We start from the raw sequence: 13,043 nt of genomic DNA, 5'->3' as shown, positions 1-13,043 counted from the left end.
CCGCGCGCAGGCTCGCGGTGGGCCCCTGCGAGGGAGCCACGGGCCGGTGACCCTCTCGGGTCACCGGCCCGTTCCTTCTAAGCTCGGGGGCGTGTCCGCCCGCCGGGCCGCGCTCGTGGCCGCGGTCGTCCTCGGTGCGGCCTTCGTCCTCGTCGTCGTCCTGCGGACGCCGTGGTCCCTGCTGCCCGACCTCCCGGGCGGCCCCACGCCCCCCGACCCCGGCGCCGGGCTGCCCGCCGCGGCCGTGGAGCGGGCCGAGTCCTTCGCCGCGGCGATCCGGCCGGCATCGCTGGCCTCGCTGGTGCTGGGGCTGGCCGTCGCGGCCGTGCTCGGGCTCACCCGGCTGGGCGCCCGGCTGGTGCAGGCCGTCGCCCGGCCGCTGGGCGGGGGGTGGGCCTGGCAGGTGCTGCTCGGGACGCTGGCGCTCATGGCGGTCGGCCGGCTGGTCACCCTGCCGATCGGCGTCTACGGCGAGGTGGTGCGCCACCGCTACGGGCTGTCGACCCGCAGCTGGCCGCTGTGGCTGCGCGACGTCGCGGTCTCCCTGGCGATCGACGCGGCGCTGACGGCGCTGGCCCTGCTGGTGCTCGTCTGGCTGGCCCGCCGCGCGCCGCGCACCTGGTGGGCGTGGGCGGCCGGCGCGGCCGCCGCCCTCGTCGTCGTCGGCTCGTTCCTCTACCCGGTGGTCATCGAGCCGGCGTTCAACAGCTTCGAGCCGCTGCCGGCCGGCCAGCTGCGCACCGACCTGCTCGAGCTGGCCGAGGAGAACGGCACCCCGGTCGAGGACGTGCTGGTCTCCGACGCCTCCCGCCGGACGACGTCCCTGAACGCCTACGTGTCCGGCTTCGGCAGCACCCGCCGGATCGTCCTCTACGACACGCTGCTGACCCAGCTGCCCGACGACGAGATCGAGTCGATCGTCGCCCACGAGCTGGGGCACGTGGCCACCGACGACGTCCTCACCGGGACGCTGATGGGCGCGCTCGGCGCGGCCGCCGCCGTCGCCGGGCTCGGCTGGCTGCTCACCTGGACCCCGCTGCTGCGCCGGGCCGGGGCCCGGTCGCCGGCGGACGCGCGCGTCGTGCCGCTGGCGCTGCTGCTGGTCTCCGTCGGCACCCTGCTGGCCACGCCGGTGCAGAACCTCGTCTCCCGCCAGATCGAGGCCCGCGCCGACCTGCACGCCCTGGAGCTGACCGGCGACGCCGGGGCGTTCATCGCCATGCAGGAGCGCCTGGCGACCACCAACCTGTCCGACCCCGACCCGCCGGCGGCGTGGCACTGGTTCTTCGGGTCGCACCCGACGTCGGCGCAGCGGGTCGCCTTCGCCGAGGACTGGCTGCGGGCGGGGGAGCCGTGACCCGCACCCTGGTGGTCACGAACGACTTCCCGCCGCGCCAGGGGGGCATCCAGACCTTCGTCGCCGCGCTGCTGGCCCGCCGCCCGCCGGGGTCGCTCGTCGTCCTGGCCTCCCGCTCGCCCGGCTGGGAGGAGTACGACGCCGCCCTGCCCTACCCGGTCGTCCGCCGGCCGACGGGCATGCTGCTGCCCACCCGGTCCACCGCGCGGGCCGCGGTGGACCTGGCCCGCCGGTACGGCTGCGACACCGCCGTCTACGGCGCGGCGGCCCCGCTGGGCCTGATCGCGCCGGCGCTGCGGTCGGCCGGCGTGACCCACCAGCTCGGCATCACCCACGGGCACGAGACCGGCTGGGTCGCCGTCCCGGGCGGCCGGCAGCTCATGCGCCGGATCGCCGGCCACCTGGACGTGGTCACCTACATCAGCGAGTACACCCGCGGCCGCCTGGAGCCGGCGCTGCAGGACCGGGCGCGGCTGGCCCAGCTGTCCCCCGGGGTGGACGTCGACGCCTTCAGTTCCGCCGTGGACGGCGGCGCGGTCCGCCGCCGCTACGGCCTCGGCGACGCCCCGGTGGTCGTCTGCGTCTCCCGGCTGGTCGCCCGCAAGGGCCAGGACGTGCTGGTCGCCGGCTGGCCGCGGGTGCTGGCCCGGCACCCGCGCGCCCGGCTGCTGCTGGTCGGCGGCGGCCCCGAGGAGGCGGCGCTGCGGCGGGCCGTGGCCGACCGGGGGCTGGGAGAGTCCGTCGTCCTCACCGGCGCGGTGCCGCCGGCGCAGCTGCCCGAGCACTACGCCGCGGGCGACGTGTTCGCCATGCCCTGCCGCACCCGGCGCGCCGGCCTCGACGTCGAGGGGCTGGGCATGGTCTACCTCGAGGCGGCCGCCTGCGGCCTGCCCGTGGTGGCCGGCACCTCCGGCGGCGCCCCGGAGGCCGTGCAGGAGGGCGTCACCGGCTGCGTGGTGCCCGACCCGCGCTCGGCCGGGGCGGTCGCCGACACCGTGGGTGGCCTGCTCGACGACCCGGGGCGGGCGCGGGCGATGGGGCGCGCGGGCCGCGCCTGGGTCGAGCAGCGGTGGTCCTGGACGCGGATCGCCGAGACCTTCGCGCAGCTGCTGGAGCCCGGACGGCACTGAGCCCCCGCCCGCGGGTGCGGGACGGGGGCCCAGTGGCGGGGGCTCGGCGGCCGGGGCTCAGCGGGAGTAGAGGGACTCGACCTCGGCGTCGAACTCCTTGAGGACGACCGACCGCTTGAGCTTCAGGCTCGGGGTCAGCATCCCGTTGTCCTCGGTGAAGTCCGTGGTCAGCACCCGGTACTTCCTGATCGCCTCGGCCTGCGAGACGGCCTTGTTGGCGTCGGCGACCGCGGCGTCGAGCTCGGCGCGCACGTCGGGGTCGTCGACCAGCGCGTCGACCTTCGTGTCGGCCGGCTTGCCCTTCGACTCCAGCCACTGCGGCAGGGCCTCCTCGTCGAGGGTGACCAGGGCGCCGATGAAGGGCCGCTGGTCGCCGACGACGATGCACTGGCTGACCAGCCGGTGCGCCCGCAGCCGGTCCTCGAGGACGGCGGGGGCGACGTTCTTGCCGCCCGCGGTCACCAGGATCTCCTTCTTGCGCCCGGTGATCCTCACGAAGCCGTCGGCGTCGATCTCGCCGAGGTCGCCGGTGTGGAACCAGCCGTCGGCGTCGATGGCCTCCGCGGTGGCCTGCTCGTTCTTCCAGTAGCCGCGCATGACCACGCCGCCGCGGATGAGGATCTCGCCGTCGTCGGCGATCGCGAACCCGACGCCGGGCAGCGGCCGGCCGACGGTGCCGATGCGCAGCGCGTCGTCGTGGTTGACCGAGGCGGCCGCGGTCGTCTCGGTCAGGCCGTAGCCCTCGAAGACCGTGACGCCGATGCCGCGGAAGAAGTGGCCCAGCCGCTCGCCGAGCGGCGCGCCGCCGGAGATGGCGCCGAGGCACCGGCCGCCCAGCGCCGAGCGCAGCTTGCTGTAGACGAGCTTGTCGAACAGCGCGTGCTGGGCGCGCAGCGCCAGGCCGGGGCCGCCGGTGTCCTGGGCGCGGGACCAGTCGATGGCCACCTGGGCGGCCTTGTCGAAGATCTTGCCCTTGCCGTCGCCCTCGGCCTTCGCCTTGGCCTGGTTGAAGACCTTCTCGAAGACCCGGGGCACGGCGAGCACGAACGTCGGCTTGAACGCGCCGAGGTCCTCGACCAGGTTCTTCACGTCGGGCGTGTGGCCGATGACGGTGCGGGTCTTGACGGCGCCGACCTGCAGGACGCGGGCCAGCACGTGCGCCAGCGGGATGAACAGCAGTAGCGAGCCCTGCACGTTCATGAACCGGCCGAGCAGGCTCATCCCGTTGCCGACCTCGAAGAGGAAGTTGCGGTGGGTGAGCTCGCAGCCCTTGGGCCGGCCGGTGGTCCCGCTGGTGTAGATCAGCGTCGCCAGGCTGTCGGCGTTCAGCGTGGCCCGCCGGGCCTCGAGCTCGCTGTCGGGGACCTCGGCCCCGGCGGCGGTGAGGGTGCCCAGGGCGTCGTCCTCGATGACGTAGACCGGGCCGAGGCCGGGCGCCTGGTCGCGGACGGAGTCGACCGCCGCGGCGTGCTCGCCCTTCTCCACGATCATCGCGGTCGCGCCGGAGTCGGACAGGATCCAGGCCACCTGGTCGGGGCTGGAGGTCTCGTAGACCGGGACGACGACGGCGCCGGCGGTCCAGATCGCGAAGTCGACGACGGTCCACTCGTAGCGGGTCTTGGCCTGCAGGGCCACCCGGTCGCCGGCCTGCACGCCCGCGGCGACCAGGCCCTTGGCCACGCCGCGGACCTGCTCGCCGAACTCGCGCCAGGTGACGTCCTCCCACCGGCCGTTCCGTTGGATGCGCAGGCCGACCTCGTCGCCGTGTTCGGCGACGTTCTCGGCCAGCATGTCGGTGAGGGCCTCGTCCGGGCCCACCTCGGTCGTCGCGGGGACGCTGAACTCGCGCACGCCTGGTCCTCTCTCCGCCACCGCGCCCCGGGCACCGTCGCCCGGCCCACCTGGTGGGGACGCCTGGCCTGCAAATCTAGTCGGTGTCCGCTACTCGTGAGTAGCTGAGGCGGGCGTTCCCCCGCGGCGGCGACCGCACGAGCGGTTAGCCTGCTCCGCATGGCCGAGCAGTCCACCCAGTCGATCGTCGTCGAGGCCCCCGCGGCCGACGTCATGGCGGTCATCGCCGACTTCGACGCGTACCCGAAGTGGGTCGCGGCCGCGAAGAAGGTGGAGGTCCTGGAGACCGGCCCGGACGGCCGCGCCAAGCGGGTCCACTTCGTGCTCGACGCCGGCGCGGTCAAGGACGACTACGTCCTGGACTACACGTGGGAGGGCGACCGCCGCGTCTCCTGGACCCTGGTCAAGGGCCAGATGCAGAAGCGCCAGGAGGGCTCCTACACGCTGGCCGAGGCCGGCGGGCGCACCGAGGTCACCTACGCCATCACCATCGACCTCTCCATCCCGATGCTCGGCATGATCAAGCGCAAGGCGGAGAAGGTCATCCTCGACACCGCGCTCAAGGAGCTCAAGAAGCGCGTCGAGGGCTGATCCGGCGTGACCACCCTGCTCGTCACCGGCCCCGGCGGGGCCGGCACCTCGACCGTGGCCGCGGCCCTCGCCGTCCGCGCCGCCCGCGGCGGCCGGCGCGCCGTGCTGGTGTCCCGGCGGCCGGTCGCCGGCGTCGCGGGTCTCGGGGACGTCGCGGGCCTGCGGGTCGCGACGGCGGACCCGCAGCGGGCGTTCGAGGGGCTGTGGGGCTCGGTCGGTCCCGCGCTGTCCGCGGCGCTGCCCGACCTCGCCGTCCCGCCGGCCAGCTCCGTGACCGCCCCGCCCGGCGCCGCCGACCTCGCCCTGCTCGCCGAGCTCTCTGCCGCCGAGGCCGACGTCGTCGTGGTCGACGGCGGCCCGCTGGAGGCCGCGCTCGCCCTGCTCGCCCTGCCCGGCCAGCTGCGCTGGTGGCTCGGCCAGGTGCTGCCCACCCGGCTGCGCATGCTCGGCGCCGTCCGCACGGCCGCGGTCCGGACCGGCACCGTGCGGCCCGGCCCGGTCGACGCCGCGCTGTCGGCGGTGCCGGTCGTGGAGCGGCTGCTGTCCCGGGTGGCCCTGGACGACCCGGCCGCCACCGAGGTCCGGCTGGTGGCCCAGCCGCGCCCGGCGGCGGTGGCGGCGCTGCGCGACGCGCTGCCGGTGCTCGCCCTGCACGGGCAGCGCCCGGCCGCCGTCCACGCGCGGGTGCTGCCCGACGACGCCGCCGCCGGCGCCTGGTGGGCCGCCCGCGGCGCCGAGCAGGCCGGCGTCCTGGCCGAGCTGGCCGACCTCGCCCCGGTGACCACGCTGCCGGAGCTGCCCGCCGCGCCCGCGGACGCCGACGGGCTCGCCGCCCTGCTCGGCGCCGACGAGGCGCCGCCGGTCCCGCCGCTCGCGGTGCCGGCGCCGGTGCGGGTGCCCGGGGGCTGGCGGCTCGCCGTCCCCCTGCCGTTCGCCCGGCGTGGGGCCCTGGAGCTGACCCGGTGGGAGGACGACCTGGTGCTCACCGTGGGCGGCGCGCGCCGGTCGCTGCGCCTGGACGCGCTGCTGCGCCGCTGCGTGGTCACCGGCGGGTCGCTGGCCGATCCCGGGACGGCGGCGGCGCGGCTGGAGATCGACTTCGCACCTGATCCGCAGCAGTGGCCGGCCGACCTGCTGGCCGCCGAGGGGAGCACCGCATGAGCACCGGCGACGACTGGCTGGACCAGGCGCGGCGGCTGGCGGCCGGGCTGGGCCAGGCGCTCGCCGCCGGCTCCGCCGGCAGCGCACCGCCCGGGGGCGAGCCGGCCGGCGCCCACGGCGGCGACTGCCGGTGGTGCCCGCTGTGCCAGGCCGTCGCCGTGCTGCGCGGGGAGCGCCCCGAGCTGACCGCCGCGCTCGCCGACACGCTCAGTGCGGCCGCCGCCGCGCTGCGGGCGCTGACCCCCGAGCCGCCGCGGGACCCGGCCGAGCCGCCCGCCGAGGAGCGGCCCGACGCCGAGGCTCCCCGCCCCGCCGTGCAGCACATCGAGATCGCCTGAGGTGGCCGCGACCGCCGTCGGTGTCGACATCGGCGGCACGAAGGTCGCCGGCGGGCTGGTGACCGCCGACGGGGTGGTGGTCCGCACGGCCCGGCGCACCACCCCGAGCGGGTCGCCGGCCGAGACCGAGGACGCGATCGTCGCCGTCGTCGAGGAGCTGACCGCCGCCGCCCCCGACCGGCCGGTCGGCGTCGGGGTGGGCGCCGCGGGCTGGTTCGACCCCACCGGGGACACGGTGCTGTTCAGCCCGCACCTGGCCTGGCGGCACACACGGCTGCGCCGCGACCTCGCCGGGCGGCTGACCCTGCCGCTGTGGGTGGGCAACGACGCCGACGCCGCCGCCTGGGCCGAGTACCGCTTCGGCGCCGCGCGGGACGCGGAGCTGGCGCTGATGATCACGCTGGGCACCGGGATCGGCGGCGGCATCGTGCTCGGCGGCCGGCTGCAGCGCGGCGCGCACGGCGTGGCGGGGGAGTGGGGGCACATGCGGGTGGTCCCCGACGGGCGGCTGTGCGCCTGCGGCAACCGCGGCTGCTGGGAGCAGTACGCCAGCGGCACGGCGCTGGCCTCGACGGCGCGGGAGGTGGCCCGCAGCTCGCCGGCCGCCGCGGCCGGCCTGCTGGAGCGGGTGGGCGGCCGGGCCGACGCGCTCACCGGGGAGGACGTCGCGGAGGCCGCGGCCGCCGGCGACGCGCTCGCCCGGGAGCTGATCGCCGAGGTCGGGCACTGGCTGGGGCAGGGCATCGCCGACCTGGCCGCCGTCCTCGACCCCGACGTCGTCGTGATCGGCGGGGGCGTCAGCGCCCTCGGCGAGGCGGTGCTGGGGCCGGCCCGCGACCGACTGGAGCGCGCGCTGCCGGGCCGGGGGTTCCGCCCGGGCCCGCGGGTGGTGGCCGCCGAGCTGGGCGCGCAGGCCGGCCTCGTCGGCGCCGCCGACCTGGTCCGACCCCAGGCCGCCCCCGGCCCCGGCGACGATCAGCTCACCTGATCGTGGAGCGTCCTCCCTCACCGCACACCGTGAGGGAGGACGCCGGACGATCAGGGGACCTGATCCCGGCTAGACGACCGCGCCGTCGTCGCCGTCCTCGACCGACCGCTCGCGCATCCGCGACACCAGCATGTAGACCCCGCCGACGACGGCGGCCACGCCGAGCACCAGCCCGACGTCGAGGGTCAGCCCGACCGCGCCGGGCGCGATGACCAGCAGCGCGCCGACGGCGATCAGCAGGCTCGCGTACAGCGAGTTCGGCGACGGCAGGCCGACCGGCGGCGGGGGCGGGGGCTCGAAGTGCTCCTCGGGCCGGTCCAGCACGGGCAGCTCGTGCGGCGCCGGGGGTGCGGCGTCGGTGGGCTCCCGGTCGACGACGACCCGGCCGTTCTCCGCCTCGAACGCCGAGACGATCCGCGCCCACTCGGCGTCCTCGTCCAGGTCGCGGCGGGCCGGCAGCCGCTCGGGCGACGGGCCGGGGGATCGCCCGCCGGCCCGCTCGGCCGCGTGCTCGTCGCCGTGCCGCTCGACCAGCTCGCGGCCCTCGCGGACCCGCGCCCGGTCGACGAACAGCCGGTCGCTGGGCGGGCTGGGCAGGAACACCGTGCGGGTGTAGGGGCCGACGTCGGTGGCCGGCTCCAGGTAGGCGGCGATCCCGGCGTCGCGCAGCACGTCGAGCAGGTGCTCGCCGACCCGCGGGTCGACGTCCCGCACCGGCGACCACAGGGAGGCGTCGAGCCCGTTGTTGCGCCGGCCGCGGCCGCGGCCGCCCTCGCTCACGGCCCCACCTCCCGCGCCGGCACGCGCTCGCGGATCCACGCGGCCGAGCGCTCGAAGATCGTCGGCGCGTCGTTGTCGAGGGTGGCCACGTGGTAGCTGTCCTCCAGCAGCACCTCGGTGGTGTCGGTGCTCGACACCCCGGCGAGCAGCACCCGGACCGAGGCCGGCTCGACGACGTGGTCGGTCACGCTGCGGAAGACCAGCAGCGGGGCGGTGACGCGGCCGAGGTCGGCGCGGGTCGCCGTCCACAGCCGGCGCAGCCCGAGCACGGCCCGGGTGGGCAGCCTGGCGTAGGCGCGCTCGTCGACCCCGGGCTTCTTGACGTCGTTGGCGATCGCCTTCCAGCTCGGCGTCAGCCGGGCGAGGACCGGCAGCAGCTTGGCGTCCAGCCGCTCGGTCAGCAGCGAGGGGTTGACCAGTACCAGTGCGGCGACCTCGTCGGGCCGCAGCTCCGCGAGCCGGATCGCGAGCGTGCCGCCCATCGACAGGCCCGCGACGACCACCCGGTCGCACTCGGCCCGCAGCTCGTCGAAGGCGCCGGTGACCGCGTCCACCCAGTCCCGCTCGGTGGTGAGGTTGCAGTCCTGCCAGCGCGTGCCGTGCCCGGGCAGCAGCGGCGCCCGGACGGCGAACCCCTCGGCCGCGAGGTGCTCGCCCCAGGGGCGCATGCTGTACGGGGAGCCGGTGAAGCCGTGGACCAGCAGGACGCCGGTCCCCTCCCCGGCCGGCTCGCCGGGGAAGGCGAACGGCTCGGCGCCGGGGGTGACGGACGGCGGCTCGGTGGGGGGCACGGGTCTCCTCGGCGTCCGGTGGCCGCGCCGACGGGCCGGCGTCTCGCGGTACGGGGACGGGCGGATTGTCGTTCCGCCGCGCGGCTCCCTAGTCTGACAGTTCCCGAGGGAGGCGTGTTGTTCTACTGGTTCCTCAAGTTCGTGGCGATCGGGCCGTGGGCCACGCTCGTCTTCCGCCCGCAGGCCGAGGGCGTGGAGAACGTGCCGCGGACCGGAGCGGCGATCCTGGCGAGCAACCACCTGTCGGCGGCGGACTGGGTCTTCATGCCCCTGCAGCTGCGCCGGCGGGTCACCTTCCTGGCCAAGCAGGAGTACTTCACCGGCACCGGCGTGAAGGGCTTCCTGCAGCGCGCCTTCTTCTCCGGCGCCGGGCAGGTGCCGATCGACCGGTCCAGCGCGTCGGCGGCCGAGGACGCCATCCGCACCGGCGTGCGGATCCTGCGCGACGGCAAGCTGCTGGGCATCTACCCCGAGGGCACCCGCTCCCCGGACGGGCGGCTCTACCGCGGCAAGATCGGCGTGGCCCGGATGGCGCTGGAGGTCGGCGTCCCGGTGGTGCCGGTCGCGATGACCTACACCAAGCGGAACGTCCCGCTCGTCGGGCGGCACCTGCCGAAGGTCGTCGTGCGGTTCGGCCGCCCGCTGGACTTCTCCCGCTACGAGGGGCTGGCCGGGGACCGCTTCGTCGAGCGGTCGATCACCGACGAGATCATGTACGAGGTCATGACGCTGTCGGGGCAGGAGTACGTCGACGTCTACGGCGCGCAGGTGAAGAAGTCGATGGACACCACCGGGGTGAGCGCCTCGGAGGCGGTCCGCGGACTGCAGCCGCCGCCGTCGGAGGCCGCCGACCGCGCGCCGGAGTCCCTCGCCGGCTGAGCCGCCGGCGGCTCAGGCGTCGAGCAGCTGGTACAGGAGGCCGCGGAGCAGGCCGACGAGCTCGGCGCGCTCCATCGTCGGCTCGCGCACCCACTGCGTGACCAGGTCCTCGGTGAACGCGAACCACGCTCGGACCAGCTGCCGCCGCCGCGCGTCGTCGGGGAGCCCGAGCGCGGACAGCGTGACGTCGACGAGGGACTCGCGGGTCTCCTCGTACACCCCGGCCACCCACGGGTCGCCGGCGGCCGCGCCGCGGACGAAGGACAGGTGCGCGTCGCGGTAGGTCTCCACCCAGCCGACGTAGCGCTCGAGCATGCCGGTGGCCTGCTCCTCGGCCGGCAGCCCCGGCCGGGGCGCCAGGTGCTCGCGGAGGACGTCGGCCGCGGCCCGGGTGACCGCGGTGTAGTAGTCGCGCTTGCTGGCGAAGTAGTGGAACAGCAGGCTGCGGCTGATGCCGGCCCGCCGCGCCACCTCGTCGATGGTCAGCTCCTGCACCGGGGTGGTGGGCAGCAGCTCCAGGCCGATGGCGACCAGCTGGGCGCGCCGGTCGCCGGCCGACCGGCGCCGGGAGGGCTCCGCTCCGGCGGCCGTCACGGTCAGGCGGCGACCCGGTCGACGGCGGCGGCGAGCAGCCGGCCCAGGGCGGCGACGACCAGCTCCGGCCGCTCCTGCAGCAGCATGTGCCCGGTGCGCGGCTCGACGTGCAGCACCGCGTCGGGCAGCGCCTCGGCCAGCTGCCGGCTGTGCCGCACGGGGGTGAGCCTGTCGCTGGTGCCGACCAGCACCTCGACCGGCACCCGGGACAGCGCGGCCAGCTCGGTGCGCTTGTCGTGCCCGCCCAGCGCCGGGTAGAAGACCGCGAAGGCCCGCACCGTCGAGGCGTGCATGATCTCCGCGCCCTCGCGGACCATCGCGTCGGTCGCGTCGGCGCCGTAGAGCAGCCCGCGGACCATCCTCTGGTGCTGCCGGCTCGACGGCGGGGTGAGCCGCCGCAGCCGCTCGATCACCCGGGCGCCGCCCAGGGCCGCCGTGACCAGGCCGGGGGTGAGCCGGCGGACCAGCCTCTCGGCCGGCGTCGTCGGCTCCGGCGCGAGGTCACCGGCCGACGTCGAGACCAGCAGCGCGCCGCGCACCCGGTCGCCGAACAGCTCCGGCCGAGCCGCGGCCAGGCACATGATCGTCATGCCGCCCATCGAGTGGCCGGCGAGGACGGCGGGGCCCCGGGGCGCGAGCTGGTCGAGCACGCAGCCCATGTCCAGGCCCAGCCGGTCGATCGTGACGGTGGCCGGGTCGTCGTCCCCCGGCGCCCAGGTCGACCGCCCGTGGCCGCGCTGGTCGTAGCGGACCAGCCGCAGCTCGCCGGCCGCGATCCGCGGCACCAGCCGCTCGACCGGGTCGTCCCAGGAGGCCTGCGACAGCGTCCAGCCGTGGGCGAGGACGAGGGTGACCGGCGCGTCGTCGGAGCCGTCGACCGTGGCGTGCAGCAGCGCGCCGTCGTCGGTGCGGACGGCGGCCGTGCGCCGCTCGCGCGTCCGCTCGGCCGGCGGGGTCTGCGCGGTCACGCCGCCACCTCCGAGGGACGCCGGTCGCCGGCCGGGGTGCCGACGTAGTTCTCCCGGTCCAACCGGCGGGTCATCCGCCGGAACCGGAAGGTGAAGTCCGGCCACAGGGTGGTGTTGTGCCCGTGCCGGTCCAGGTACCAGGACGCGCAGCCGCCGGCCAGCCACACGGTGCCCCGCGACCGGCGCGCGATCAGGTCGCGGTAGGCGCGCTGCGCCTCGGGCGTCGTCTCCAGCACGGCGAGGCCCTCGGCGGCCATGGTCTGCAGGGCGTCGTCCACGTATGCCACCTGCGACTCGATCATGTAGACCATCGACGTGTGGCCGACGCCGACGTTCGGCCCGACCAGCAGGAACAGGTTCGGGAAGCCGGCCACCGTGGTGCTGCGGTTGCTCACCATCCCGTCGGCCCAGACCTCGGCCAGGGTGCGCCCGTCGCGGCCGGCGATGCGCTCGGCGATCGGCAGGTCGGTCACGTGGAAGCCGGTGGCCAGCACGATCGTGTCGGTCGGGCGCTCCAGGCCGTCGCGGGTGACGATCGAGTGGGGCCGGACCTCGGCGATGCCGGCGGTCACCAGCTCGGCGTTGGGCGCCGTCACCGCCGGGTAGTAGTCGTTGCTGATCAGGATCCGCTTGCAGCCGATCGTGTAGTCCGGCGTCAGCGCGGCGCGCAGCCGCGGGTCGCGCACCTGGCGGGCCAGGTGCGCCCGCGCCACCCGCCCGACCGGCTTGAGGAACCGCCGCCGCTTGGCCATGCCGACCACGAGCAGCTCGCGGACCAGGTACAGGACCCCGCGGACGAGCTTCTGGAAGCCGGGCAGCCAGCGGTACAGCCGCTGCGTCCACGGCTTCACCGGGTGGTCGGTGCGGGGCACGATCCACGGCGGCGTCCGCTGGTAGACGGCGAGGCTCGCCACCTCGGGCTGGATCGCCGGGACGATCTGGATCGCCGAGGCGCCGGTGCCGATCACCGCCACCCGCTCGCCGGTCAGGTCGTGGCCGGCGTCCCAGCGGGCGGAGTGCATGACCGTGCCGGCGAACGAGTCCAGCCCGGGGATGTCCGGGTAGGTGGGGTCGGCCAGCGCGCCGGCCGCGGAGACGAGCACCGTCGCCCGGAACTCGCCGGCGGTGGTGGTGACCACCCACTGCCGGTCGGCGTCGTCCCACCGGGCCTCGGTCACCTCGGCGCCGAACACGCACCGCTCGCGGACGCCGTAGCGGTCCGCGGTGGCCTGCAGGTACGCCTGGATCTCGGGCTGCTCGGAGTACGACCGTGGCCAGTCCGGGTTGGGCGCGAAGGAGAAGGAGTAGAGGTTGGACTGCACGTCGCAGGCCGCGCCCGGGTAGGCGTTGTCCCGCCACGTGCCGCCGACGTCGTCGGCCCGCTCCAGGAGCACGAAGTCGTCCTCACCCCGCCGGCGCAGCGCGATGGCCATCCCCAGGCCGGCGAAGCCGGTCCCGATGATCGCCACGCGCACCGTGCGTGGGCCGCCGGCCGGCGCGGTGCCGGGCTGGCTCTCGAGCGTGCTGGTCACCGGTGGGCGCTCCCGTCCTCGGCTTGCTGAGCAACGGTCAGCAAGCTACAACGGCGGTTGAGCAGTGCTCAACACGAGCGCTC

At 76.2% G+C, this 13,043-nt stretch carries 13 protein-coding genes; 7 read left to right on the top strand and 6 right to left on the bottom strand.

The annotated features are described in order from the left end of the window. The first annotated feature begins 91 nt into the window (after nt 1-91). Both ACI79F_RS17515 and ACI79F_RS17510 read left to right on the top strand, forming a co-directional pair. On the top strand, nt 92-1,357 hold the full coding sequence (locus ACI79F_RS17515) for a M48 family metallopeptidase (RefSeq protein WP_456544866.1): 1,266 nt from the start codon (nt 92-94) through the stop codon (nt 1,355-1,357). Then, nucleotides 1,354-2,487 carry a glycosyltransferase family 4 protein gene (locus ACI79F_RS17510; RefSeq protein WP_456544865.1) on the top strand — a complete coding sequence of 378 codons (1,134 nt, stop codon included), beginning with the start codon at nt 1,354-1,356 and terminating at the stop codon, nt 2,485-2,487. Before ACI79F_RS17515 ends, ACI79F_RS17510 begins: the two co-directional genes overlap by 4 nt. 57 nt (nt 2,488-2,544) lie before the next feature. Here the strand turns inward: ACI79F_RS17510 and ACI79F_RS17505 are convergent, their stop codons facing one another. Next, a complete protein-coding gene (locus tag ACI79F_RS17505) occupies nt 2,545-4,338 on the bottom strand; it encodes an AMP-dependent synthetase/ligase (RefSeq protein ID WP_456544864.1) in 1,794 nt (597 codons plus the stop codon). A gap of 159 nt (nt 4,339-4,497) precedes the next feature. Between ACI79F_RS17505 and ACI79F_RS17500 the strand changes: the two genes are divergently transcribed. From ACI79F_RS17500 to ACI79F_RS17485, 4 genes are read left to right on the top strand one after another with little or no spacing between them, the layout of a single operon-like run. After that, entirely contained in the window at nt 4,498-4,929 is a 432-nt protein-coding gene (locus tag ACI79F_RS17500) for an SRPBCC family protein (protein WP_456544863.1), read from the top strand. 6 nt (nt 4,930-4,935) lie between these two features. Next, a complete protein-coding gene (locus ACI79F_RS17495) occupies nt 4,936-6,090 on the top strand; it encodes an ArsA-related P-loop ATPase (protein ID WP_456544862.1) in 1,155 nt (384 codons plus the stop codon). Next, a complete protein-coding gene (locus tag ACI79F_RS17490; RefSeq protein WP_456544861.1) occupies nt 6,087-6,428 on the top strand; it encodes a hypothetical protein in 342 nt (113 codons plus the stop codon). Before ACI79F_RS17495 ends, ACI79F_RS17490 begins: the two co-directional genes overlap by 4 nt. A gap of 1 nt (nt 6,429) precedes the next feature. Then, nucleotides 6,430-7,416 carry an ROK family protein gene (locus ACI79F_RS17485; protein WP_456544860.1) on the top strand — a complete coding sequence of 329 codons (987 nt, stop codon included), beginning with the start codon at nt 6,430-6,432 and terminating at the stop codon, nt 7,414-7,416. Nucleotides 7,417-7,485: 69 nt separating this feature from the next. Here the strand turns inward: ACI79F_RS17485 and ACI79F_RS17480 are convergent, their stop codons facing one another. After that, nucleotides 7,486-8,196: a DUF308 domain-containing protein gene (locus ACI79F_RS17480; protein WP_456544859.1), complete on the bottom strand. Its 711-nt coding sequence runs from the start codon at nt 8,194-8,196 to the stop codon at nt 7,486-7,488. Continuing rightward, a complete protein-coding gene (locus ACI79F_RS17475; RefSeq protein ID WP_456544858.1) occupies nt 8,193-8,987 on the bottom strand; it encodes an alpha/beta hydrolase in 795 nt (264 codons plus the stop codon). The genes ACI79F_RS17480 and ACI79F_RS17475 overlap by 4 nt, the downstream gene beginning before the upstream one ends. A gap of 114 nt (nt 8,988-9,101) precedes the next feature. On the opposite strand from ACI79F_RS17475, the gene ACI79F_RS17470 reads away from it, so the two are divergent. After that, entirely contained in the window at nt 9,102-9,866 is a 765-nt protein-coding gene (locus tag ACI79F_RS17470) for a lysophospholipid acyltransferase family protein (protein ID WP_456544857.1), read from the top strand. Nucleotides 9,867-9,878: 12 nt separating this feature from the next. On the opposite strand, the gene ACI79F_RS17465 is transcribed toward ACI79F_RS17470, so the two are convergent. The 3 genes from ACI79F_RS17465 to ACI79F_RS17455 are packed head-to-tail and all read right to left on the bottom strand — an operon-like array spanning nt 9,879 to nt 12,960. Continuing rightward, entirely contained in the window at nt 9,879-10,460 is a 582-nt protein-coding gene (locus ACI79F_RS17465) for a TetR/AcrR family transcriptional regulator (RefSeq protein ID WP_456544856.1), read from the bottom strand. Nucleotides 10,461-10,462: 2 nt separating this feature from the next. Next, the gene (locus ACI79F_RS17460) at nt 10,463-11,428 is read right to left on the bottom strand and encodes an alpha/beta fold hydrolase (protein WP_456544855.1); all 966 of its coding nucleotides are present in this window, start codon (nt 11,426-11,428) and stop codon (nt 10,463-10,465) included. Next, a complete protein-coding gene (locus ACI79F_RS17455) occupies nt 11,425-12,960 on the bottom strand; it encodes a flavin-containing monooxygenase (RefSeq protein ID WP_456544854.1) in 1,536 nt (511 codons plus the stop codon). Before ACI79F_RS17455 ends, ACI79F_RS17460 begins: the two co-directional genes overlap by 4 nt. Nucleotides 12,961-13,043 lie beyond the last annotated feature (83 nt).

The organism is Blastococcus sp. SYSU D00868, assembly GCF_054050575.1.
Note: the sequence above shows the minus strand (reverse complement) of the source record. Positions and strands in the feature narration are given on the sequence as shown.

Bases quoted from the DNA above. Each gene is read 5' to 3' on its own strand.
- ACI79F_RS17500 (WP_456544863.1), top strand. From the start codon at position 4,498: ATGGCCGAGCAGTCCACCCAGTCGATCGTCGTCGAGGCCCCCGCGGCC.
- ACI79F_RS17490 (WP_456544861.1), top strand. From the start codon at position 6,087: ATGAGCACCGGCGACGACTGGCTGGACCAGGCGCGGCGGCTGGCGGCC.